20 protein-coding genes are annotated in these 24713 nt (G+C 51.5%); 7 read left to right on the forward strand and 13 right to left on the reverse strand.

Annotated features, from left to right (window positions below; translation table 11 throughout):
- Positions 1–122: 122 nt before the first annotated feature.
- Positions 123–1085, reverse strand: coding sequence for a siderophore ABC transporter substrate-binding protein (locus tag ACTHRY_RS01645; protein WP_049322651.1), 963 nt, complete (start codon positions 1083–1085; stop codon positions 123–125).
- 115 nt (positions 1086–1200) lie between these two features.
- Complete coding sequence (locus ACTHRY_RS01650; protein WP_049322650.1) at positions 1201–3216, reverse strand: TonB-dependent receptor domain-containing protein; 2016 nt, start codon at positions 3214–3216, stop codon at positions 1201–1203.
- 415 nt (positions 3217–3631) lie between these two features.
- On the opposite strand from ACTHRY_RS01650, the gene groES reads away from it, so the two are divergent.
- Both groES and groL read left to right on the forward strand, forming a co-directional pair.
- The gene (groES, locus tag ACTHRY_RS01655) at positions 3632–3919 is read left to right on the forward strand and encodes a co-chaperone GroES (RefSeq protein WP_003684150.1); all 288 of its coding nucleotides are present in this window, start codon (positions 3632–3634) and stop codon (positions 3917–3919) included.
- Between the two features lie 98 nt (positions 3920–4017).
- Complete coding sequence (gene groL / locus ACTHRY_RS01660) at positions 4018–5652, forward strand: chaperonin GroEL (RefSeq protein WP_440373985.1); 1635 nt, start codon at positions 4018–4020, stop codon at positions 5650–5652.
- 304 nt (positions 5653–5956) lie between these two features.
- On the opposite strand, the gene katA is transcribed toward groL, so the two are convergent.
- The 4 genes from katA to accB form a co-directional block, all read right to left on the reverse strand.
- Complete coding sequence (katA, locus tag ACTHRY_RS01665; protein WP_049344324.1) at positions 5957–7471, reverse strand: catalase KatA; 1515 nt, start codon at positions 7469–7471, stop codon at positions 5957–5959.
- 304 nt (positions 7472–7775) lie between these two features.
- A complete protein-coding gene (gene accC, locus ACTHRY_RS01670; RefSeq protein WP_440373986.1) occupies positions 7776–9137 on the reverse strand; it encodes an acetyl-CoA carboxylase biotin carboxylase subunit in 1362 nt (453 codons plus the stop codon).
- A gap of 28 nt (positions 9138–9165) precedes the next feature.
- Entirely contained in the window at positions 9166–9360 is a 195-nt protein-coding gene (locus ACTHRY_RS01675; protein ID WP_039862547.1) for a YqaE/Pmp3 family membrane protein, read from the reverse strand.
- Positions 9361–9431: 71 nt separating this feature from the next.
- Complete coding sequence (accB, locus tag ACTHRY_RS01680; RefSeq protein WP_049322646.1) at positions 9432–9887, reverse strand: acetyl-CoA carboxylase biotin carboxyl carrier protein; 456 nt, start codon at positions 9885–9887, stop codon at positions 9432–9434.
- 355 nt (positions 9888–10242) lie between these two features.
- Here accB and queA point away from each other — a divergent pair, with 355 nt between their 5' ends.
- Both queA and ACTHRY_RS01690 read left to right on the forward strand, forming a co-directional pair.
- Positions 10243–11271, forward strand: a complete 1029-nt coding sequence (queA, locus tag ACTHRY_RS01685) for a tRNA preQ1(34) S-adenosylmethionine ribosyltransferase-isomerase QueA (protein ID WP_049322645.1) — start codon at positions 10243–10245, stop codon at positions 11269–11271.
- A 119-nt stretch (positions 11272–11390) separates the two neighbouring features.
- On the forward strand, positions 11391–12020 hold the full coding sequence (locus tag ACTHRY_RS01690; RefSeq protein WP_049322644.1) for a hypothetical protein: 630 nt from the start codon (positions 11391–11393) through the stop codon (positions 12018–12020).
- Positions 12021–12099: 79 nt separating this feature from the next.
- On the opposite strand, the gene gyrB is transcribed toward ACTHRY_RS01690, so the two are convergent.
- The 4 genes from gyrB to ACTHRY_RS01710 all read right to left on the reverse strand — a co-directional run bounded on the left by gyrB (position 12100) and on the right by ACTHRY_RS01710 (position 16876).
- Positions 12100–14490 (reverse strand): DNA topoisomerase (ATP-hydrolyzing) subunit B, encoded by a 2391-nt coding sequence (gyrB, locus tag ACTHRY_RS01695; RefSeq protein ID WP_049322643.1) that lies wholly within the window; start codon positions 14488–14490, stop codon positions 12100–12102.
- A 194-nt stretch (positions 14491–14684) separates the two neighbouring features.
- Complete coding sequence (prmA, locus tag ACTHRY_RS01700) at positions 14685–15572, reverse strand: 50S ribosomal protein L11 methyltransferase (RefSeq protein WP_049322642.1); 888 nt, start codon at positions 15570–15572, stop codon at positions 14685–14687.
- Between the two features lie 89 nt (positions 15573–15661).
- Positions 15662–16471, reverse strand: a complete 810-nt coding sequence (gene dapB / locus ACTHRY_RS01705; RefSeq protein WP_049322641.1) for a 4-hydroxy-tetrahydrodipicolinate reductase — start codon at positions 16469–16471, stop codon at positions 15662–15664.
- 9 nt (positions 16472–16480) lie between these two features.
- Positions 16481–16876 carry an outer membrane protein assembly factor BamE gene (locus ACTHRY_RS01710; RefSeq protein ID WP_003682810.1) on the reverse strand — a complete coding sequence of 132 codons (396 nt, stop codon included), beginning with the start codon at positions 16874–16876 and terminating at the stop codon, positions 16481–16483.
- 151 nt (positions 16877–17027) lie between these two features.
- On the opposite strand from ACTHRY_RS01710, the gene fur reads away from it, so the two are divergent.
- From fur to dapD, 3 genes are all read left to right on the forward strand, one after another.
- On the forward strand, positions 17028–17525 hold the full coding sequence (fur, locus tag ACTHRY_RS01715) for a ferric iron uptake transcriptional regulator (protein WP_003682812.1): 498 nt from the start codon (positions 17028–17030) through the stop codon (positions 17523–17525).
- A gap of 77 nt (positions 17526–17602) precedes the next feature.
- A complete protein-coding gene (gene aat / locus ACTHRY_RS01720) occupies positions 17603–18346 on the forward strand; it encodes a leucyl/phenylalanyl-tRNA--protein transferase (protein ID WP_049322657.1) in 744 nt (247 codons plus the stop codon).
- Positions 18347–18608: 262 nt separating this feature from the next.
- Positions 18609–19430, forward strand: a complete 822-nt coding sequence (gene dapD, locus ACTHRY_RS01725) for a 2,3,4,5-tetrahydropyridine-2,6-dicarboxylate N-succinyltransferase (RefSeq protein ID WP_003749076.1) — start codon at positions 18609–18611, stop codon at positions 19428–19430.
- 204 nt (positions 19431–19634) lie between these two features.
- Here dapD and ACTHRY_RS01730 read toward each other — a convergent pair whose 3' ends face one another.
- The 3 genes from ACTHRY_RS01730 to mnmE all read right to left on the reverse strand — a co-directional run bounded on the left by ACTHRY_RS01730 (position 19635) and on the right by mnmE (position 24664).
- Positions 19635–20429 carry a glycosyltransferase family 8 protein gene (locus tag ACTHRY_RS01730; RefSeq protein ID WP_049322640.1) on the reverse strand — a complete coding sequence of 265 codons (795 nt, stop codon included), beginning with the start codon at positions 20427–20429 and terminating at the stop codon, positions 19635–19637.
- 37 nt (positions 20430–20466) lie between these two features.
- A complete protein-coding gene (gene rmuC, locus ACTHRY_RS01735; RefSeq protein WP_049322639.1) occupies positions 20467–22269 on the reverse strand; it encodes a DNA recombination protein RmuC in 1803 nt (600 codons plus the stop codon).
- Positions 22270–23299: 1030 nt separating this feature from the next.
- On the reverse strand, positions 23300–24664 hold the full coding sequence (mnmE, locus tag ACTHRY_RS01740) for a tRNA uridine-5-carboxymethylaminomethyl(34) synthesis GTPase MnmE (protein ID WP_049322656.1): 1365 nt from the start codon (positions 24662–24664) through the stop codon (positions 23300–23302).
- Positions 24665–24713 lie beyond the last annotated feature (49 nt).

Raw genomic sequence — 24713 nt, forward strand, 5'->3', positions numbered from 1 at the left:
ATTTGCACCATGTATTTTCAGACGGCCTAAATCCAATGACTTCAGGTCAAGCAGCTTGACTCTGTGAATCATCAAACCCTTCGGGCCGTCTGAAAGAAGCGGGCGGCTATACCCACGCCGAATTACTTGGCCGCATTAAACGCATCGCTTACCTGTTTGGAAGCATTCAGCAATTCTTGTGCGCCGCCGGCTGCCAGATAGGTTTCCGGCACGAGGTACACGACTTGGCCTTTTTTCCATGCAGTTGTTTCGGCAACCAAAGGATTGTCCAACACATCTTTCGCAGCCTGACCTTCTTCACCGATGGCCGCACCGCGGTCCAAAACAAACAGCCAATCAGGGTTTTTCTCTTTCAGGTATTCAAAGCTGATAGGCTGGCCGTGGCTGCCTTCTTTAATCGATTCATCGACAGCGGGAACGCCGATGTCTTTGTGCAGCCAACCGCCCAAACGGGAAGAAGGGCCGAAAGCCGACATCTTGCCGCCGTTGACCAAAATCACCAAACCCTTGCCTTTGCCTTGAGCAGCGGTTTTCGCCGCTTCAAACGAAGCATCGATTTCCGCTTTCAGCTTGTCGGCTTCCGCCTGTTTGCCGAAGATTTGCCCCAGCGCGTCGATGCGCTCTTTTGAGCTTTCTTTCAGATTGGCGGTTTCGGCGGTCATCTCGATGGTCGGCGCAATGGCGTTCAACTTGTCAAACGCTTTGGCTGCGCGGCTGCCGATGATGATGAGCTGCGGTTTGTAGGCGTTAAGCGCTTCGTAGTCAGGCTCAAACAGCGTACCGGCAGGTTTCGTGGTTTTGAAATATTCGTCCAAATAAGGCAGCCGGTTTTTATCGACGGACAAACCGGTTTTCACGCCCAATTTGTTTAAAGTGTCGAGCATGCCCAAATCGTAAACGGCGATACGCTCCGGATTTTGCGGCACTTTCGCGTCGCCGCGCGTGGTTTTCACCGTCAGGCTTGCGCCTTCGGTTTGGGCGGCAGAAGCGGAAGCAGTTTGTGCCTGATTGGAAGCAGAATCTTTCGGCGAACACGCACCCAAAGCGAGGGTGCAGCATACGGCTAAAGCGGTCAAACGTAACATAGAGGTTCTCCGTGGTCGGAAATAAAGCAAATAGAAATGATAACTTGTATCGGATTATAAAGCTAGACGCCGTCTGAAAACTTTTGTTTTCAGACGGCCTTTTCAAGCTGATTGCTTAGAAGCGGTAGTTCACACCCAAGCGGACATCGCGGCCAGGTTCAGACAGGGAGTTAGCACCTGCGCGTTGGCTGTGCGGCTTGTAGTTTTTATCAAAGACATTGTTGACTGAGAAGTTGACGTTCAAGTCGTCTTTGCCTGTCGGCTTCCAGTTGGCGAAGATATCGTTGACGCCGTAGCCTGCGCGGACGACATTCAGAGCTACATCAGAGCCACGCGAGGTCGGGGCGTAGCCTGCATTTTGGACATAACGTCCGCGCCAGCCGATTTCCAGATTCGGATTGTCAAATTGGTACGACAGACCTGTTGTCCATGTGCGTCCCATCGGGATAGCGGTCGTTACTTTGTCGGCGGTATCGCCGTTCAGCTTCGGTTTGCTGTAGGCTACGCCTGCACGTGCGGTCAGACCTTTCCAGCGGTAGGCTGCGTTCAGTTCGTAACCTGTGTTTTTCAGCTTGCCGCCGTTATACCAAACATAGTATTGACCCTCTTGGCGGATGGCTTGTACATCTTTGATTTGTTGATGGAAATAGCTGCCGGACAATGTAAGGGCAGAATTCCAGTGGTAGTTGAAGCCGATTTCTGCATTTCGAGAGCGTTCCGCTTTCAAGTCAGGCGATGCTTTAATCGATCTGCTGCTCATTAAAGCTGCTTCGTACAGGCGGGGGCTGCGGGTTGCATAGTTCAGGCTGGTGTTGATGGAAAAATCAGGGGTAATGTCATAAACCAACCCGATGCTTGGATTGAGGTTGCCGTCTGAATTTTCTGTATTACTGCTGGTTTTCATTTTCCAACGGTCATAGCGCAAACCTGTGGTCAGCGTAACCGGAGAGAAATCCCAAATGCCTTCTACATATACGCCGGCATCGCTTTTCTTCTCGCTGTTTTCTCCGTTTGAGCTGCTTTTTTGAGTGCGCCAGTTTACTCCGTATTTCAGGGTATGGCGGTCAAATAGACGGCTGTCGAGATTCAGATTGGCTCCGTATGTCCGTACTTCGCCGTCCAATTCATAATTTGGATTGGGGACTTCATCACGTTTGGTGTTCAAACGGTAAACATTGGCTTTGATTTTGTCGATAAAGCCCAAGTTTCCGCCTTTGAATTCCAAGTTGGTGGTGTCTTGGGTCAGCGTGCGGTAGCGCGGCGAGTTGGTGGCGACGTTCGGAATACGGTTGCCGTTGGCATCCAAAACGTATTGACCCGTACGGCGGTCAGTTTGGAAGACTTGCGAGAAATCGAACTCTTCGCGCAGGGCGCGTTCCCCATATTGTTTCTCTTGGCGGTGGCTTAATTCAATACGGTTGTCTTCGTTGAAACGATAGCCGATTTTGCCCAACAAGCCGCGTGAACCCAATCCACTGTTTAAAACCTTATCGCTTCCGAGCAAATTACGGTAGCCTTTGCCTGCCGTGTATTCTTTGTCGCGTACGAAATTGCCTGAAACCAAAGCGTCAAAACCGCCTGCCTGACCATAAACGCTTGCGCCGCGTGAATAGCCTTTATTGCTGCTGATACCGACATTGACTTTGAAACCGACGTTTTGACCTTCTCTCAGCAAATCTTTGGCTTCAACCGTTTCGGCAACAATCGCACCGCTGGTTGCACCGATGCCTGCGGAGGCCGAACCCGTACCTTTTTGTACGGCAACGACTTTTACCAATGCGGGGTCAAGCATAAAGCGGCCGTTGTGGTGGAAAATCTGGCTGTCGGTGTAGGTATCGTCAACTTTATAATCTATTTGGTCTTGACCCATGCCGCGGATGGTTACCCACTGCGACTGACCGTTGCCGCCGCCGAAACTGATAGAGGGTTCGTTGAACAATACGTCTTTTAAATCAGTGGAAGTCGTTTCTTCCATACGTTTCGTCGTTACACGGTGTGTGGCGCTTGTAGCCTGACCTTTGACGGTAACGGTATCAAGTACAACATTGTCTTTGGCTTCATTTTCTGCGTGTGCAAAACCGGCTGCCAGTGTCAGTGACAGCAGGCTCAGTCGGAACAGGGGCGTATTCATTGAGAAATGTCCTTAATAAAATGACAGTAATAAAAAATAAAAGCAAATAAAGAGAAATTATCTTTAAAATATGCAATTAAGAATAATCATCATTTATAATAGTGCGTTAAAAAGAAATAGTTGTAAAGAGTTGTATTGAATTTGTAAAGAAAGTGGCTTGTTTTTAAACGAACTTTGCAGTTGGTATATCAGGTCGTCTGAAAAATATATGATCGGGCATTTTTGCGTATGAAAATATTTGGAAAGACTGCATAGAAATTTTTACTTTTTCCCTTGAATTTGTCGCAAACAACCCAAATCTACCCGCCATTAAGGCAGGCTTTCCATAAGCGTGCCGCTATTTCCAAGTAAACCGTGTCTGTCATGTCCGACAGACAATTGTTTTCAATCTATTTATTTATCGGAGCATTAAGACATGACCATCCGCCCTTTACACGACCGCGTAGTCGTCAAACGCTTAGAAGCTGAAGAAAAAACCGCCTCCGGCATCGTTTTGCCGGGTGCGGCTGCTGAAAAACCCGACATGGGCGAAGTAATCGCCGTGGGTGCGGGCAAAATCGGTAAAGACGGCGAGCGCCGTCCGCTGGATGTCAAAGTCGGCGACAAAGTGATCTTCGGCAAATACAGCGGTCAAACTGTAAAAGCCGACGGCGAAGAGCTGTTGGTAATGCGTGAAGAAGACATCTTCGGTATCGTTGAATAATTGTTGAATTAAGTTTCAGAACCAAAGGCCGTCTGCATCAAACACGAAGTTTTCAGACGGCCTCGAACAGATTTTTAATATTGATTTGGAGAATTTAAATGGCAGCAAAAGACGTACAATTCGGCAATGAAGTTCGCCAAAAAATGGTAAACGGCGTCAATGTATTGGCAAACGCCGTACGCGTAACTTTGGGCCCTAAAGGCCGCAACGTGGTACTTGACCGCGCTTTCGGCGGCCCGCACATCACTAAAGACGGTGTGTCTGTAGCAAAAGAAATCGAATTGAAAGACAAATTCGAAAACATGGGCGCGCAAATGGTGAAAGAAGTGGCGTCTAAAACCAACGACGTAGCCGGCGACGGTACCACTACTGCAACCGTATTGGCGCAATCCATTGTTGCCGAAGGCATGAAATACGTTACCGCCGGCATGAATCCGACCGACCTGAAACGCGGTATCGACAAAGCCGTTGCCGCTTTGGTTGACGAGCTGAAAAACATCGCCAAACCTTGCGATACTTCTAAAGAAATCGCCCAAGTCGGCTCTATTTCCGCCAACTCTGACGAACAAGTCGGCGCGATTATCGCCGAAGCGATGGAAAAAGTCGGCAAAGAAGGCGTGATTACCGTTGAAGACGGTAAATCTTTGGAAAACGAGCTGGACGTGGTTGAAGGTATGCAGTTCGACCGCGGCTACCTGTCTCCTTACTTCATCAACGACGCTGAAAAACAAATCGCTGCGCTGGACAATCCGTTTGTATTGTTGTTCGACAAAAAAATCAGCAATATCCGCGACTTGTTGCCTGTTTTGGAACAAGTGGCCAAAGCCAGCCGTCCGCTCTTGATTATCGCTGAAGACGTAGAAGGCGAAGCCTTGGCGACTTTGGTGGTGAACAACATCCGCGGTATTCTGAAAACCGTTGCCGTGAAAGCCCCTGGCTTCGGCGACCGCCGCAAAGCCATGTTGCAAGACATCGCCATCCTGACCGGCGGCGTGGTGATTTCCGAAGAAGTCGGCCTGTCTCTGGAAAAAGCAACTTTGGACGACTTGGGTCAAGCCAAACGCATCGAAATCGGTAAAGAAAACACCACCATCATCGACGGCTTCGGCGACGCAGCCCAAATCGAAGCGCGTGTTGCCGAAATCCGCCAACAAATCGAAACCGCAACCAGCGAATACGACAAAGAAAAACTGCAAGAGCGCGTTGCTAAATTGGCCGGCGGTGTGGCAGTGATCAAAGTCGGTGCCGCTACCGAAGTCGAAATGAAAGAGAAAAAAGACCGCGTGGAAGACGCGCTGCACGCTACCCGCGCAGCCGTTGAAGAAGGCGTGGTTGCAGGCGGCGGCGTAGCCCTGTTGCGCGCCCGTGCCGCTCTGGAAAATCTGCACACCGGCAATGCCGACCAAGACGCAGGCGTACAAATCGTATTGCGCGCCGTTGAGTCTCCGCTGCGTCAAATCGTTACCAACGCAGGCAACGAACCTAGCGTGGTCGTGAACAAAGTGTTGGAAGGTAAAGGTAACTACGGTTACAACGCAGGCTCCGGTGAATACGGCGACATGATTGAAATGGGCGTACTCGACCCTGCCAAAGTAACCCGTTCTGCGCTGCAACACGCCGCATCTATCGCCGGCCTGATGCTGACCACTGATTGCATGATTGCCGAAATCCCTGAAGAAAAACCTGCTATGCCTGATATGGGTGGCATGGGTGGTATGGGCGGCATGATGTAAGGCCGTCTGAACCCTTCAGACAAAAAGCAAAACCGCACGGTAATCAGCCGTGCGGTTTTTTATTTGCCAGTAGAGGCGTGAGATAGTGAGGGGCATGCCATGATTTACGGAGCAATAAGGGTAGCCAGTTCCATTGAATCAGAAGCAATCAAATAAACTTCATCATCAAAAAAAGGCCGTCTGAAACTTTATTTTGCGTTTCAGACGGCCTGATTAATGATCTAAACCGTTACTTTTTGCTCGAACGGCTGTATCGGACAGCTTGAGACAAGATTTCTTCAATTTCTATCCACATAATGCCTCCTTACAGTAAACCAGGTTGACCTAAAGCCGGGTCGTTGGCTCGTGCTGCTTGGGCATCTTCGACATTCAGTCCAAGGGCTTTGGCTACGCCTTCACCGTATGCCGGATCGCAACGGTAGCAGTTGCGGATGTGGCGGTATTTGATGAAGTCTGGTGCATTGCCCATGGCTGCGGCGGTGTTGTCGAACAAAGCCTGTTTCTGTGCGTCGCTCATCAGATTGAACAAGGCGCGCGGTTGGCTGAAATAGTCGTCATCGTCTTGGCGGTAGTCCCAGTGCGCCGCATCGCCGCTGATTTTCAAAGGCGGTTCGGCGAAGTCGGGCTGTTGCTGCCATTGGCCGAAGCTGTTGGGTTCGTAGTGCGGCAGGCTGCCGTAGTTGCCGTCGGCGCGGCCTTGTCCGTCGCGCTGGTTGCTGTGAACAGGGCAACGCGGGCGGTTGACGGGGATTTGGCGGAAGTTTACGCCCAGACGGTAGCGTTGCGCATCGGCGTAATTGAACAAACGGGCTTGCAGCATTTTGTCGGGGCTGGCGCCGATACCGGGAACCAGGTTACTCGGTGCGAAGGCGGATTGTTCCACATCGGCGAAGAAGTTTTCGGGATTGCGGTTTAACTCAAATTCGCCCACTTCAATCAGCGGATAGTCTTTTTTCGGCCAAACTTTGGTCAGGTCGAAAGGATGGTACGGCACTTTTTCCGCATCGGCTTCAGGCATGACTTGGATGTACATCGTCCATTTCGGAAACTCGCCGCGCTCGATGGCTTCGTACAGGTCGCGCTGATGACTTTCGCGGTCGTCGGCGATGATTTTTGCGGCTTCTTCGTTGGTCAGGTTTTTAATCCCTTGCTGGCTGCGGAAATGGAATTTCACCCAAAAACGCTCGCCCACTTCGTTCCAGAAGCTGTAAGTATGCGAACCGAAGCCGTGCATATGGCGGTAGCTGGCTGGGATGCCGCGGTCGCTCATGACGATGGTGACTTGGTGCAGGGCTTCGGGCAGCAGCGTCCAGAAGTCCCAGTTGTTCGTAGCGGAGCGCATATTGGTGCGCGGGTCGCGTTTGACCGCCTTGTTCAGGTCGGGGAATTTGCGCGGGTCGCGCAGGAAGAATACGGGCGTGTTGTTGCCGACCATATCCCAGTTGCCTTCTTCGGTATAGAACTTCAACGCAAAGCCGCGGATGTCGCGTTCCGCATCGGCTGCGCCGCGCTCGCCTGCCACGGTGGTGAAACGGGCGAACATCTCGGTTTGCTTGCCGACTTCGCTGAAGATCTTGGCTCGGGTGTATTTCGTGATGTCGTGCGTTACGGTAAACGTACCGAATGCACCCGAACCTTTGGCGTGCATACGGCGTTCAGGGATGACTTCGCGCACGAAGTCGGCGAGTTTTTCATTCAACCACAAATCTTGCGCCAGCAACGGGCCGCGTGGGCCGGCAGTCAGGCTGTTTTGATTGTCGGCAACAGGCGCGCCGTTGTTCATGGTCAGGTGGATTACGGGGCATTTAGAGGCAGTCATGATGATTTCCTTTGTGAAATGGTCAGTGGTTTATAAAACAATTTGCCGGAAGGCATATTCGTAGCCGGTTTCTTGGCATTCATAAATTTCTTGTATCGACATTTTATTTCCTTTTGCTGTTAACTATTAAAACAACTATACAGAAAGGTTTTAACTATTGGAACTATGAAACCGATTTAGAATAGATATAATAAATCAATTATTAAATATCATTAGTTTTAATAAATAATTTAATTGTGAAAAAAGGGCGTCTGAAACTTTATTTTGCGTTTCAGACGGCCTTATTTTTAGTCAAAACAAGGGATTATTTATCCAGTTTGGCTTTGCGTTCTTCCAACCAATGTTCCAAGTAGTGGATGCTGACACCGCCTTTTTGGAAGCCTGGGTCGCTGAACAAGTCGCGGTGCAGCGGCGTATTGGTTTTGATGCCGGTAATCGCCAGCTCGGCAAGGGCAACGCGCATTTTTGCCATGGCTTGGTCGCGGTCTTTACCGACGACGCAGATTTTGCCGATCAGGCTGTCGTAGTAAGGAGGGATGCGATAGCCTTGGTAAATATGGCTGTCGACGCGGACGCCGAAGCCGCCGGGCAGGTGGCAGCTTTCAATCAGGCCCGGACTTGGAATGAAGTTGTACGGATCTTCGGCGTTGATACGGCATTCAAAAGCATGGCCTTCAACGTGGATGTCTTCCTGTTTGTATTGCAAAGGCAGGCCGGATGCGATGCGCAATTGCTCTTGGACGATGTCCACGCCGGTGATGAGTTCGGTAACCGGATGCTCAACCTGAACGCGTGTGTTCATCTCGATAAAGAAGAATTCGCCGTCTTCGTACAGGAATTCAAACGTACCTGCGCCGCGATAACCGATGCGTTTGCAAGCGTCGGCACAGGCTTTGCCGATTTTGGCGCGTTCTTCTTCAGTGATGAACGGAGCCGGTGCTTCCTCGATGACTTTTTGGTGGCGGCGCTGCATGGAGCAGTCGCGCTCGGCGAGGTAGATGGCGTTGCCGTGTTCGTCGGCAATCACTTGGATTTCGACGTGGCGCGGACGTTGCAGGTAGCGTTCCATGTAAACCATCGGGTTGCCAAATGCCGCGCCTGCTTCGGCTTTGGTCATTTCGACAGACTGGAGGAGGTCTTCTTTTTTCTCGACGACGCGCATACCGCGACCGCCGCCGCCGCCAGAGGCTTTGATAATGACGGGATAACCGACTTTATCGGCGATTTTGAGGATTTCTTCGCCGTCGTCCGGCAATGCACCGTCAGAGCCGGGAACGCAAGGCACGCCGGCTTCAATCATGGCGTGTTTGGCGGATACTTTGTCGCCCATCAGACGGATGGTGTCGGCTTTAGGGCCGATGAAGACAAAGCCGGATTGTTCGACTTGTTCGGCAAAATTGGCGTTTTCGGCGAGGAAGCCGTAGCCCGGGTGGATGCCGTCGGCTTCGGTTACTTCGGCGGCGGCGATGATGGCCGGGATGTTGAGGTAGCTTTGTGCGGATGCGGCAGGGCCGATGCACACGGATTCGTCGGCGAGTTTGACGTGCAGGCTGTCTTTGTCGGCTTCGGAATGGACGGCGACGGTGGCGATGCCCATTTCACGGCAGGCACGCAGGACGCGCAGGGCGATTTCGCCCCGGTTGGCGATCAATACTTTTTTCAGCATGATAATCTTTCCGGATGGTTCAGACGGCCTATTGTCGGCCGCCTAATGCGTTGCGGATTTTTTGGTCGGTTTTGTATTGGCTCAAGGCGTAGACCGACCACATGGCTGCCGGTATCCAGCCAACCAGTGTACATTGCAGAATCAGACAGATGATGCCTGCAAACGGACGGCCAATGGTGAAAAACTGCAGCCATGGCAAGAAAATAGCCAAAATCAGACGCATGGTTTGTCCTTAATGAACAGAAAAAGGAATTTCAGACGGCCTTAAAGATAAAGGCCGTCTGAAAAAACGGATTATTCAATGATGAAGAGCGGCTCGCCGTATTCGACCGGAGTACCGTTTTCAACCAGAATTTCTTTAACGACACCGGATTTCTCGGCTTCGATTTCGTTCATCAGTTTCATGGCTTCGATGATGCACAAAGTATCGCCGACTTTGACTTGTTGGCCGACTTCGACGAAAGCGGCGGCGTTCGGGCCGGGGGCGCGGTAGAACGTACCGACCATAGGCGATTTTTGCGCGTTGGACAAATCGCGAGCGGCAGGGGCGGCGGCCGGAGCGGCTGCAGCCGGAGCAGCGGCAGGTGCGGCAACCGGAGCTGCGGCAGGTGCCGGAGCAGCATAAACAGGAGCTGCGGCGGCAGTGGTACGCGTAATGCGGACTTTTTCTTCGCCTTCGGTAACTTCAATTTCTGCAATGCCTGATTCTTCGACCAAATCAATCAGTTTTTTTAATTTACGCAAATCCATTGCTTTTCCTTTTTAGCGCGGCATAAAGTGCATATTAGGTATGCGCCGCAGTGGTTTTAGATGATTTCCTGATACGTCGGAAGGCAGGTTTGCCATCCGGCGTTTAAATAATGTCGGAACAGGGCGGAGCCTGAAAAATGAATCCGGTTATTTTCCCGAACTTGTCGGTAAATGTCCAGTAAAAGATAGAAAAAAGGCGTTTTTCGGCGAAAAAAGAAAGGAACGCTGATTTTCGTTAAAAAGTGATTTTCCCAAGAGCGTTTATTCTAATTTATTGGTTTTTCGAAAAAACATGCCGTCTGAAAACCCACTTTGCGCGTATAATGGCGCCTGTTTTTTTAAATTATGCACGACAATGGATATTTCCGATTTTGATTTTGAATTGCCCGAAAAACTGATTGCCCAGCATCCGCCGGAAGTGCGCGGCAGCAGCAGGCTTCTGGTTGCCTTGCCTACATTGCCGATTGAAGACCAACATTTCGGAGATTTACCCGATTATGTCGCACCGGGCGATGTGCTGGTGTTTAACAATACCAAAGTGATGAAGGCGCGCCTGTTCGGCCAAAAAGCCAGCGGCGGCAAAATCGAAGCCCTGATTGAACGGGTATTGGACGCGCATACCGCATTGGCGCATATCCGCTCGTCCAAATCGCCGAAACCGGGTACAGAATTGATTTTTGAAGGCGATATCCGCGCCGTCATGCTGGAGCGTGCGGAAGAATTGTTTTGCCTGAAATTTGAAGGCGCGCAAACCGTTTACGAACTTTTAGAGCAAAACGGCCATCTGCCCTTGCCGCCTTATATCGAACGCGCGGCCGATGATGAAGACGACAGCCGCTATCAGACCGTGTACGCCAAATATCAAGGCGCAGTGGCCGCACCGACGGCAGGCTTACACTTTACCGATGAATTGTTGGGCCGTCTGAAAGCCAAAGGCGTAGAAACCGCAGAAGTAACCCTGCACGTCGGTGCCGGTACATTCCAACCCGTGCGCGTCGATAAAATTGAAGAACACAAAATGCACAGCGAGTGGTTTGACGTACCGGCCGAGACCGTTGCCGCCGTTGAAGCCGCCAAAGCGCGCGGCAATAAAGTGTGGGCAGTGGGCACAACCTCCATGCGCGCCTTGGAATCCGCCGCACGCGAAACAGGCCGTCTGAAAGCCGGTCGCGGCGATACCGATATTTTCATTACGCCGGGCTACCGCTTCAATGTTGCCGACCGATTGATTACCAATTTCCACCTGCCCAAATCAACCTTACTGATGCTTGTCAGCGCGTTTTCGGGCATGGAACATATCCGCAGCGTTTACCGCCATGCCGTGGAACAGGAATACCGCTTTTTCAGCTATGGCGATGCAATGATTTTGGGGAAAACGGAATAAATCGGAAACGGATTGGAGCGTTTCAAACTGGTTATTTGGGATTGACCCGAATCCGAATCATCAGTTGAAACGTTCTACTAGAATACGCGGCTTAAGTAAGTTGCCTAAGGGTCAAATTAATGGATGAGAAAAAAATAGATTTTTTGCTGTATAGCGTACCGGAAAATGTGGACTATACGACGATTCCAGAAGAGCTTGACTTGGAGGATGTGCCACAAGAGAGGATAGATGGATTAATCGAATTGCTATCCAATGAAAAAGAGGTATTGCAATTTGATTCAGCACGCCTGCTTGCTCACTGGGGTATTGATGAAGGCTTTGATACTTTGGTTTTGATGTTTGAGAAAGGGGATACAGAGGGAATGATTGATCATCGTTTACATGGTTATGATGATACGGATCGGCATATCTTGTCTGCTTTTATCAGTTACTGGGCATCTAAAGCAGATCAGAGTCAGCAAAAAGGTGATGATGCACGTCAGAAAATCTTTCCTCCTGTGGCTAGAATTATTCGTAAAGCATCATCGGCAGATTTTTCTATCAGTGAGTTGTTTTGGCTGGTCACGAAAATGCAGTTTATAGAGTATGTGCCGCTCGTTAAGGAGTATCTACAGCATATTATTGACTATCCAAGTAAACGGTATTGGGAAATCCATGATACTGTAAAATCATTATTAGAAATAGAACCGCAATTTATTCATGATTTACTTGAAAGTAAAAACAAAAAATTATCGGACTTTGGATTATAAAAAGAATATTGTGAATAAAATAAAAAACAAAAAGGCCGTCTGAAAATCGTTTTTCAGACGGCCTTTTATCTTTCCATGCTTAGGCGTCGATGTTTTGTGCCAGCAGGGCGTTGTTTTCGATGAAGGCGCGGCGCGGCTCGACTTCGTCGCCCATCAGGGTAACGAACACTTCGTCGGCGGCGATGGCGTCTTCGATGCGGACTTTCAGGAGGCGGCGGACGGTAGGATCCATCGTGGTTTCCCAAAGTTGTTCCGGGTTCATCTCGCCCAAGCCTTTGTATCGTTGGATGGACATGCCTTTTTGGGCAACGCTCATCAAGATGTCCAAAGCGGCTTCAAAGCTGTCGATGTCATATTCGTTGTCGCCTTTGTAGAGCTTTGCCCCTTTGCCGACCATGCCTTTGAGTGCGGCGGCGGTTTGGGTAAGGGTTTGATAGGCTTTGCTGTTGAGGAATTTAGGCTCGAGGTAGCTCACCATCACATTGCCGTGTAGCTTGCGTGTGATTTTGATGAACTGGTGTCCTTCGTGGCCTTCGATGCGTTCGAGTGCGACTTCTTTTTCGTCCAAGAGGCCGCTCAATTCGGCAACGGCGCGGTCTGCGCTTTCTGCGGTGCTGAGATCGACCGGCGAAGCGTGCAGCATGGCATGCAAGACGAGTTCGTCAATGATGCGGCTTTCTTGCTCGATAACGGTTTTGGCCAACAGGAATTGTTTGGCGGTATTGGCAAGCTCTTCGCCTTCGATGGTGCGGCCGTCTGAAACGATTTTGGCTTTTTCCAAGGCCAAACCGAGCAGCCATTGGTCTTTTTCCAATTCGTCTTTGAGATAGCGCTCTTGTTTGCCGTATTTGGCTTTGTACAAAGGCGGCTGGGCAATGTAGATGTATCCGCGCTCGACCAGCTCGGGCATTTGGCGGTAGAAGAAGGTCAGGAGCAGGGTGCGGATGTGCGCGCCGTCCACGTCGGCATCGGTCATGATGATGATGCGGTGGTAGCGCAGTTTTTCGGCATTGAACTCTTCTTTGCCGATGCCTGCGCCCAAAGCGGTAATCAGCGTGGCGACTTCTTGGCTGGCCAGCATTTTTTCAAAACGTGCTTTTTCGACGTTCAAAATCTTACCTTTGAGCGGCAAAATCGCTTGGAATTTACGGTCGCGTCCCTGCATGGCGGAACCGCCTGCGGAGTCGCCCTCGACGAGGTAGAGTTCGGACAGGGCAGGGTCTTTTTCTTGGCAGTCGGCAAGTTTGCCCGGCAGGCCCAAACCGTCCATCACGCCTTTGCGGCGGGTAATTTCGCGTGCTTTGCGTGCGGCTTCGCGCGCGCGCGCGGCATCGACGATTTTGCTGGTGATGATTTTGGCTTCGGTCGGGTTTTCTTCAAGGAAGTCGGTCAGGGCTTTGTTGATGACTTCGTTGACGACGGGGCCGATTTCGCTGGAAACCAGTTTGTCTTTGGTTTGCGATGAGAACTTCGGATCGGGGAGTTTGACGGACAACACGCAGGTCAGGCCTTCGCGCATATCGTCGCCGGCGGTTTCCACTTTGGCTTTTTTAGCCACTTCGTTGGCTTCGATATAGTTGTTGATGGTACGGGTCATCACTTGGCGTAATGCGGTCAGGTGCGTACCGCCGTCGCGTTGCGGAATGTTGTTGGTGAAACATTGCACGCTTTCTTGGTAGCTGTCGTTCCACTGCATCGCGCATTCGACGCTCATGCCGTCTTTTTCACCGAACGCGTAGAAGATTTTTTCGTGCAACGGTGTTTTTTTGCGGTTCATGTATTGCACGAAGCCGGCCACGCCGCCGGAGAGGGCGAAGCTTTCGTGTTTGCCGTCGCGTTCGTCGGTCAGTTCGATGTCCACGCCGTTATTCAGGAAGGAAAGCTCGCGGATGCGTTTGGCAAGGATGTCGAAGCTGTATTCGACATTGCCGAAGGTTTCCGCGCTGGCGAGGAAGCGCACGGTTGTGCCTTTTTTGTCGGAATCGCCGACAACCTTCAACGGCTCTTCGGTTTCGCCGCGTACGAAGCGGACGAAGTGTTCTTTGCCGTCGCGGTAGATGGTCAGCGTTACCCAGTCGGACAGCGCGTTGACGACGGATACGCCCACGCCGTGCAGGCCGCCGGAGATTTTGTAGCTGTTGTTGTCGAATTTGCCGCCTGCGTGCAAGACGGTCATAATGACTTCGGCGGCGGAGCGGCCTTCTTTCGGATGGATGCCGGTCGGCATACCGCGGCCGTTGTCGGCCACGCTGACGGAATTGTCGGCATGGATGGTTACGGTGATTTTGTCGCAATATCCGGCGAGCGCTTCGTCAATGGCGTTGTCGAGCACCTCGAACACCATGTGGTGCAGGCCGCTGCCGTCCTGCGTGTCGCCGATATACATACCGGGGCGTTTGCGTACCGCTTCCAAGCCTTCCAGCACTTGTATGCTGTCGGCGCCGTATTCTTCGTGTTTTTGGTCAGTCATGGTCTTTTCTTGCTGAATTTCAAGGAAATTTTCCGTGCGCGCAATGAAATGTCAAACGGGCGCGGCGGATGTGTTCCGAAAGGTCAAAATAATAGGCAATTATACCTGATTTTGCTGGAATATTCAGCGTTTTAAGTGCAAAAAGGCCGTCTGAAAGCTTAAATTTCAGACGGCCTTTATATCGGAAAACAGCTTTAGCGTTTGACGCCGCTCAATCGCGCCCAGCCTTCTTCGATTTCGGCAGGCTCGATGTCGAACCATTGGCTGTAAATGCCGCTGAGTTCTTCGACTTGTTCGTCCAAAAGGCCGGACAAGACAATGCGGCCGCCTTGTTTGGTACGTGCGGCAAGCATTTCGCCGAGCATACGCAGCGGGTTGGCCAGAATGTTGGCGACAACGACATCAAATTGGCCTTGCGGCAGGCCGTCCGGCAGGTAGAACTGCGCGTCGACGTTGTTTTGCGCGGCATTGTCTTTGCTGGCTCGGATGGCTTGTTCGTCAATATCCACGCCGATGGCGGAACCTGCGCCGAGTTTGAGGGCGGCAATGGCCAAAATGCCGGAGCCGCAGCCGTAGTCCAACACGCTTTCGCCGCCTTTGAGCTGCGTGTCGAGCCATTTGAGGCAGAGACGGGTGGTCGGATGGCTGCCTGTGCCGAAGGCAAGGCCCGGGTCGAGTTGCAGGTTGACGGCGTCGCTGTTGGGCGCTTCGTGCCAAGACGGGGTAATCCACAGGCGGTCGGAAATTTGAATCGGGTCGAATTGCGCTTGGGTCAGGCGTACCCAGTCTTGATCTTCAAGGATTTCGCCGGTGTATTTCAAATCGTTCAAACCGCATTCCTGCGCGGCGGCTTCGATAATGGAAGCGGCGGCGTCGCTTTCGCCGAAAAGGGCGATGACTTTGCTTTGTTGCCAGATTTGCTCGGTCGGCATGCCCGGCTCGCCGAAAATGGCCTGCTCGTTTTCTGTGCCGGCGTAGGCATCTTCAATGGCGGCGGACAATGCGCCGTGTTCCATCAGCGCGTCGGCAAGGCGTTCGGCGACGGCATCGTTGACGTTGATGGTGATTTGTTGATAGGACATGGTGGAGCTTTCTTTTTAATAAGGCCGTCTGAAAATCGACGTTGTGCTTTCAGACGGCCTTGTCAGGGATGAAACCTGATGATGCGGGTTTATCGGTTTTTCAAACCCAGTACGTCTTGCATATCGTACAGGCCTTTTTTGCCGTTTGCCCAAACTGCGGCGCGTACGGCACCGGCGGCAAAGGTCATGCGGCTGCTGGCTTTGTGGGTGATTTCCACGCGCTCGCCGTCGGTGGCGAAGAGGGCGGTGTGGTCGCCGACGATGTCGCCTGCGCGGACGGTGGCAAAACCGATGGTGGACGGATCGCGCGGGCCGGTATGGCCTTCGCGGCCGTAAACGGCGCATTCTTTGAGGTCGCGGCCGAGTGCGTCGGCAATGACTTCACCCATGCGCAACGCGGTGCCGCTTGGTGCATCGACTTTGTGGCGGTGGTGGCCTTCGATGATTTCGATGTCGTAGCCTTCGTTTAACACGCGGGCGACGGTGTCGAGGATGTGGAAGGTCAGGTTGACGCCGACGCTGAAGTTGGCGGCGAAGACAACGCCTGTTTTCTCGCCTGCGGCTTGGATGGCGGCTTTGCCTGCGTCGTCAAAACCGGTCGTACCGATGATGATGTTGACGCCTTTTTCCACGCATTTTTGCAGGTGTTTCAGGGTTGGTTCGGGGCGGGTAAAGTCGATAAGGACATCGCTTTGAGCCAGTACGGCATCCACGTCGTCTGAAATGGCGACGCCGGTTTTGAGGCCGGAGGCGAAGCCTGCATCCAAACCCAATACTTCCGAACCGGAATGCTCGAGTGCGCCGGAGAGGACGGTGTCGGGATGGTTGTTGACTGCTTCAACCAAGACGCGGCCCATGCGGCCGTTGACGCCGGCGATGGCGATTTTCAATGCGCTCATGGGGCTTCCTTATTGCGGCTTGGTTTCGGTGGTCGGAACGACGTTTTGTCCGGCTTGAACCGCTTCGATGGATTTTTGAATGGCATCGCCTTCGGCGCGTGCGAGGACGTCGTTTTCAAAGTACAGGGTCAGGTTGCTTTGTTCTTTGATGATGCCGTTGCGGCTGGTGTTGAAAGTGTAATCCCAGCGGTCGGCATGGAAGGCGTCGCGCAGGAGCGGCGTGCCGAGCAGCAGTTGGACTTGGTCGCGGGTCATACCTTGGCGCAGGGAAACCACGGCGCGGGGGTTGAGCTCATTACCTTGAATGATTTTGAGTTTGTAGGATGGAAAGTTGGATACGCGCTCGGCACTGCATGAGGCCAGACCTAAAATAGCGGCGATGGCAAGGCATAAGGCTTTATTCACGGGCTTACCTTTCTGTGTCATTTCGGGAAAGATGGTTATCATCGCTTGAATATTTTTAAAAAGCAAACGATAATCATCTTCTTAATTTTTCTTTTCGCCGATTTTCAATTGCAAGACCGGCGGCAGATTGCCGTCCTTTAACGGCCCAATAGTGGGCAAACGGGCGGAAAGTGCGTATTATAACGGTTATTACCTTACAGGGATATTGAATATTATGGAAAAATTCAGCAACATTGCGCAATTGAAAGACAGTGGTTTGAAAGTTACGGGTCCGCGTTTGAAAATTTTGGACTTGTTTGAAACTCATGCCGAGGAGCATTTGAGTGCGGAAGATGTATACCGCATCCTGTTGGAAGAGGGCGTGGAAATCGGCGTGGCGACGATTTACCGTGTGCTGACCCAGTTTGAACAGGCCGGCATTTTGCAACGCCACCATTTTGAAACCGGCAAAGCGGTTTACGAATTGGACAAAGGCGACCACCACGACCACATCGTCTGCGTGAAATGCGGCGAAGTAACCGAATTCCACAATCCGGAAATCGAAGCGCTGCAAGACAAAATCGCCGAAGAAAACGGCTACCGCATCGTTGATCACGCGCTGTATATGTACGGCGTATGCGGCGAATGCCAAACCAAAACCAAACGTTAATCAGTTTGTGTGTTGATTTTTCAGACGGCCTTGGGCGTTTTCAGCTTGAGGCCGTCTGAAACTTTATGGGCTTTGCAATGAAGATTCCTTTACTTGCGCCACGGGATTATCGTTTCCCCGAACCGTCTTACGCTTTGGCCGAATGCGACGGCTTGGTCGGCGTCAGCGGCGATTTGGATACGGGGCGGCTGTTGTCGGCGTATCGGCAGGGGATTTTTCCGTGGTTTAGCCGTGACGGTTGGTTTTTCTGGTATGCGGTTGCGCCGCGAGCCGTGATTGTGCCGGAAAGCCTGCATATCGGCCGTTCGCTTGCCAAAGCTTTGCGCAACAAACCGTATCGGGTAACGGTCAACCGCTGTTTTGAAAAAGTGATTGCCCATTGCGCCGATGTGCCGCGTCCGGAACAGGACGGAACGTGGATAGAGCCTGCGTTTCAGACGGCCTATTTGAAGCTGCACCATCAGGGGCATGCGCATTCGTTTGAATGCTGGCTGCCGGATGAGCAAGGCGAAATGCAGTTGGCGGGCGGGTTTTACGGCGTGCAAATCGGCTGCGTGTTTTATGGTGAATCGATGTTTGCCTTGCGTCCCGATGCGTCCAAGATTGCGTTTGCCTGCGCCGTCCCATTTTTGGCGGATTTGGGCGTTGCGCTGATAGACTGTCAGCAGGATACCGAACATATGCGCCGTTTCGGTTCGCAGTTGATGGGTTTTGCCGATTTTCAGATGGCCTTGAAGGATTGGAACGCGAAACCGTTAAAGCGGAATATCGAATGCGGCGCGGTGGCTGAAAATCTGCTGCAAAAGATTGGTGGTAATTGATTTATCGGCACGGCGTGTCGGCAGAATCGACAGCTTGCATATCGTAGCTGGAAAATCAGTTAGAAAATAAATGCTATTCCATTCACTTGAACAGGCCGTCTGAAAATCTTGGCTTAGCCGAAATCCGGCCGTGTAACGCGCGGTGCTCATCATGTTAATAGCTGACGAAATTGCTTTTACATGGCAAAATAACAAGTTAAATATTTGTAATAGGGTGGCCTGAATAGGTTTCAGACGGCCCTGATCTCTTGAAGGAATCAACATGTCTTTGCAAAACATCATTGAAACGGCTTTTGAAAACCGTGCCGAAATCAATCCGAATACCGTTACCCCGGAAGTGCGTGAAGCGGTTTTGGAAACCATTCATCAACTCGACTCCGGCAAACTGCGCGTTGCCGAGCGTTTGGGCGTGGGCGAATGGAAAGTTAACGAATGGGCGAAAAAAGCCGTATTGCTGTCTTTCCGCATTCAGGACAATGAAATCCTCAATGACGGTGTGAACAAATACTTTGACAAAGTACCGACCAAGTTTGCCGACTGGTCTGAAGACGAATTCCGCAGCGCAGGTTTCCGCGCAGTTCCGGGTGCGGTTGCCCGCCGCGGCAGCTTTGTAGCGAAAAATGTCGTGTTGATGCCTTCTTATGTCAACATCGGCGCATACGTTGACGAAGGTGCGATGGTCGATACTTGGGCGACTGTCGGCTCTTGCGCGCAAATCGGTAAAAACGTGCACTTGAGCGGCGGCGTCGGCATCGGCGGCGTACTCGAGCCTCTGCAAGCCAGCCCGACCATTATTGAAGACAACTGCTTCATCGGTGCGCGTTCTGAAATCGTTGAGGGCGTGATTGTCGAAGAAGGCAGCGTGATTTCTATGGGCGTGTTCATCGGTCAATCTACTAAAATCTTAGACCGTACTACCGGCGAAATCTATCAAGGCCGCGTACCGGCTGGTTCGGTTGTCGTATCCGGCAGCATGCCTTCCAAAGACGGCAGCCACAGCCTATACTGCGCGGTTATCGTCAAACGTGTGGACGCGCAAACCCGTGCAAAAACCAGCGTAAATGAATTGTTGCGCGGTATTTAATCGGATAACGATGACGCCGGCTGAGGGTGGCAATGCTTACTTTACAGTCGGGTTTGAACAAAAAACAGGCAGAATGTTCAGAATGTTCTGCCTGTTTTTTATGGCTTAAAGGCCGTCTGAAACGATTTCAGACGGCCTTTTGTTTTTGATGATGTGGTGTTTTAAGGTCAATTGAGGCAAGGGAAGGGTATTCCCTGTCTGAGACTACGCTTCCGGCCAGTCGGCGCAATAGTATTGCCAATAGACTTCGATAAAAGGAATCTCGCCGTAATCGCACAACCAAGGTTTGGCGCGTGTGGTGTAGTGGATAACGGGCGGAACAGTGTCGGGTTTGGGGAATACTTCGCTGAGGTTTCGTTTTTGGAAATATTCGACTGCGCCGGTCTGGAAGTTCCAAGATTCTTCTAGTTGCAGCCAGTTTTTTTGAAATACGGTGTTTAGAAAGCATTGGTCGCCGTAGGGAACGGATTTGTCAATGGTGGCAGCAGTTTGCAGCAGTTGCGCCGCGATATTGTGTTTGCGCCATTGACCCAAATCGGCCAGCAGCATGCCGGAATTGAAATAGGGTGTGGTGTGCAGGCCGGTCGGATGGTTCCAATCGGTACGGGCAAGATAGGAATCTTGTACCGCCGCGACGGGATAGCCGCGCATATCGAGGTTGAACAAATCGTGCAGGGATTGGGTAACCACCATATCGCTGTCGAGGTAAAGGGCGCGGTCGACGGGCAGGTGCTGCATCATCAGGCGGAAAAATGCGGCATCCGAAATATGGGACAGGCGGCGATATTGGCTGAAGTCCATTTCAATTTTGACATCATTCAGACGGCTGCCGCTGGCGGCGAGTTTTTGGTTGGTATAGTTGATCCATTCCTTCCTGAAGGTGTTGTGCATGAGGTAGAAATTGACACCTGTATTGTGCGTACAGACGGACTTCATTAGGGTATGAACCTGCTCGGCGTAGCCGGTATCGGCGGCAAGGACGATGGTGATGTCGCTCATTGATTAAATTCCCTTTTTTACAATGTTTTGGAGTTGGTCAGTTATTTTCTTGATTTTGCGTGGTGGGTAAAGCGGCGTAGTCTTCGGTTTCCGACACGGCCTTTTCTACTAAATCCCGTTGCAGCTGTTTGCCGGCTTTGATGCCCAATTTGCGCAGTTTTTCAGTGCTGCTGATGAGGTTGCCCCTGCCTGAAACCAAACGGCTGTAGGCCGTCTGAAACTGGGATTGTGCCTGGCCAAGCGCTTTATTGATGCCGTCCATGCTTTCGACAAAGCCGACAAATTTGTCATAGAGTTTGCTGCCTGCCTCGGCAATCGCCAACGCGTTTTGGTTTTGCTGCTCGTTGCGCCAGATGTTGGCAACGGTGCGCAGGGTGGCGAGCAGGGTGCTGGGGCCGGTCAGCATGATGCGTTTGTCGAAACACTCTTGGAAGAGGTTCGGATCGTGTTGCAGGGCGAGGAGGTAGGCCGGTTCGACAGGGACGAACATAAAGACGAAGTCCAGCGTTTTGACGCCCTCAAGGTCGGTGTAGTCTTTTGCTGCCAAGCTTTTGATGTGGGCGCGGATGCTGGCGACGTGGTTGGCAAGCTCGCGCTCTGCTTCTGCGCCGGTGCCTTGCGTATAGCGGACGTAGGCAGTCAGCGATACTTTGGAGTCGATGACGATTTGTTTGTTGTCGGGCAGATTGATGAGGACATCGGGCTGGAGGCGGCGTTGGGTGCCGTCTGCTTCGTGGCGGACGCTGGAAGCTTGGACGATGTATTCGCGGCCTTTTTGCAGGCCGGAATTTTCCAATACGCTTTCCAAAATCATCTCGCCCCAGTTGCCTTGGGTTTTATTTTGTGTGCCGGTCAGCGCAGTGGTCAGCGCTTTGGCATCGTGGTGGAGCTGGGTGTTGAGGGTTTGCAGGCGTTTGAGTTCGTTTTCTATAGTCAGGCGTTCTTTGGCTTCTTTTTCATAAGTCTGCTGAACCAGCTCGCTGAAGCCGTGTATGCGTTCGTTGAGCGGATTGAGCAGTTGTTGGAGATGGTCGTGGTTTTGTTCGGTAAAGCGGCGGCTTTTCTCTTCCAGAATAGTGTTGGCGAGGTTTTGGAACTGGTCGCTCAGGTTTTTACGCGCATCTGCCAATAGAGCCAATTTTTCTTCGGCAGCCTGACGGTCTTTTTCCGATTGGGTGTTGAGGCGCTCGTTTTGGACTTGAAGCGCATGGTTTTGCTCTAAAAGGGCGGCGTATTCTTGTTTCAGACGGCCTTTTTCAGCTTCCTGTTGCTGTAAAAGGCTGTTTTTGTCGTCGATATTGGCTTTTTCTTGCGTCAGTTGTGTGGAGAGGCGCTCGTTTTGGACTTGCAGCGCATGGTTTTGCTCTAACAGCGTGTCGTAGTCTTGTTTCAGACGGCCTTTTTCCGTTTCTTGTTGTTGCAAAAGCGTATTTTTATCCGCACTCAATGCTTGTTCTTGAACCAGTTGCGTGTTTAGGCGCTCATTGTTGATTTGCAGGTTTTGCGCGCTTTGCTGCCATTTTACACATTCGTGTTTTAAAGCTTCGGCTTCGGCCTCGCAATCTTGCAGATAGGCAATTTGTTTTTCGGCTGCGGCAAAGCGGTTGCCCGTCTCCTGCAATTCGTCTTGTAATTCCTGCACGGTATGGCGGCTTTGCGCCAAATCCGCCGCAGTTTGAGCTTGAACCTGTTCGGCAAACTCATGCAGGCGGCGGCTTTCGGCCAATTCTTGCAAAACAATAAAGTGTCGGCTTTGGGCTTGGTAGCGTGTTATCAGCCAAGCAAACAGCGCGCCGATAAAAAATGCGGCCGCGCCGGTCAGGATTAGGGTGTTGTTCATGCTGGAAATAGTCAATACGCAGAATGTTTCACTATATCATATATTTGTAGCGCATTTTATGGTCGGATATGCGCTAGAAACGTGTGTGTTCTTTAAAAGAAGCTATCAAAGGTATTGGTTTTGACTAATTTAAGATTTGGGCTGCGGAAAGGATAAATTTTTAACATTTTGAATTTAAAAATATATTTAATTTATAGTGCGATTTTGCAACAAAAAAAGAGGGATTTTATGGGCGCGGAAAGATACGTTTGTAGTGTGTATGTAATTAAGACATCGGTGTCATTGAGAAAGACATCGGTGTCATTTTCAAAACAAAATATAAATTAACTAAAATCTTCATTATGTATATTTTTATTATTTTATCTTTACGGAAAAGTTGTATTAATTAACGATTAACACGGTATGATTCGTCCTGTCGGCAGCGCAGATGCCGGCGAAAAAATGTATATGTTGTTAAATAACATTTTGTATCTATGAAAAAGGACTACTTAAAATGGGATATTTAATAACGCTTGCTGCCGCTTCTTTAATCGGTATGTCCGGAATATTAGCTTCTGCCATCGGCATCTCCCGTAATATCGAAACGGCCGTACACAAATAATTCAATTATAAACGAATCAATTACAATACCTTAGAAAACGCAACTTAGGCCGTTTTTCGGCCGACAGACAAGAAAGTGAGACAAACAATGAAAACTTTAATCAAACTGGCTGCAGCCTCTTTAATCGGCATGTCCGGCCTGACCGTCGGTGCTACCAATATTGCCCACAATATGGCTGATGCCGACAAATAAAAACACACAACGCTTCCTCAAATCAATACACAGAAAAGAGTCAGAATGAAAAATTTAATCAAATTGGCCGCGGCTTCTCTGATCGGCATGTCCGGTTTGACAGTGGGTGCGACCAATATCGTCAAGAATATGGCAGAAGCTGCCGATAAATAAATACGAGTAAAACAAAGCTTGTTTTGGTGATAAAAAAGGCCGTCTGAACATTCAGACGGCCTTTGTATTTGATGGCAAACCGTTTTATTTGCCGATACAGAAGCGCGAGAAAATCACGCCCAGTAAATCGTCGGCGGTAAATTCGCCGGTGATTTCGCTGCACGCGTTTTGGGCGAGGCGCAGGTGTTCGGCGAAAAGCTCAATTTGGTTGTTGTTGCAGAGGGCGGCGTTTTCCAGCTCGGCTTCGGCTTCGTGTAAGGCGTTGAGGTGGCGGCTGCGGGCGAGGAACAGGCTTTCGCTTTCACCTTGCCAGCCGACTTCCTGCAAGAGCGCGTGTTTGAGCAAGTCGAGCCCCGCACCGGTTTTGGCGGAGAGGCTGATGACGCTTTCCGCGCCGGTTTGCGTGAGGCCGTCTGAACGGACGGCGACGGGGTCGCCGGTCAGGTCGGCTTTGTTGTGGATTTCGATTTTTTTTAAACCTTCGGGCAGGTTGTTCAAAATGGCTTGGGTTTTGGCATTCACGCCTTCGCGTGGGTCAATCAGAATCAGGGCGACATCGGCTTCGGAAACGGCTTTGCGGCTGCGCTCGATGCCGATTTGTTCGACTACGTCGTCGGTTTCGCGCAGGCCGGCGGTGTCGATGATGTGGACGGGCACGCCGTCGAGGGTAATTTGTTCGCGTACGGTGTCGCGGGTGGTGCCGGCGATGTCGGTTACGATGGCGATGTCGTCGCCCGCCAAGGCGTTGAGCAGGCTGGATTTGCCGACGTTGGGCGCGCCGACGAGGACGACGTTCATGCCTTCGCGCAAGATCGCGCCTTGTTCCGCACTGGCGAGGACGGTTTCCAGACGACCTTGCAGAGCTTGGAGCTTGCCGCGCGCGTCGGCGGCTTCGAGAAAGTCGATGTCTTCTTCGGGGAAGTCCAGCGTAGCTTCAACCAGCATCCGCAAAGTAATAAGGTCGTCCACCAGCTCGTGTATGTGTTGGGAAAATGCGCCTTTGAGCGAACGCAATGCCATACGCGCGGCGGACTTGCTGGAGGCGTCGATGAGGTCGGCGACGCTTTCGGCTTGGGCAAGGTCGAGTTTGTTGTTGAGGAAGGCGCGTTTGGTAAATTCGCCCGGCTCCGCCATACGCGCGCCCAGTTCGAGGCAGCGCGAGAGCAGCATGTCCATTACCACAGGGCCGCCGTGTCCCTGCAATTCAATCACGTCTTCGCCGGTAAAGCTGGCGGGTGCGGCGAAGTAGAGCAGGATGCCGTTGTCTATCGGCTGCCCGTCGCCGCCGAGAAAGTCGGTGTAAAGTGCGGTGCGCGGTTTGGGCGTTTTGCCGCCGCTGAGGGTTTGCGCCAAAGGCAACAGGTTTTTGCCGGAAAGGCGGATAACGCCGACTCCACCGCGTCCGGGTGCGGTGGCGATGGCGGCGATGGTGGGTTGGGTTACGGACATGAGAACTCGCGTATAGATAAATTTAATGTGCGTATTATAGCAAAAGGCC

This window comes from Neisseria sp. P0004.S004 (genome assembly GCF_051963335.1).
Lineage (GTDB): Bacteria > Pseudomonadota > Gammaproteobacteria > Burkholderiales > Neisseriaceae > Neisseria.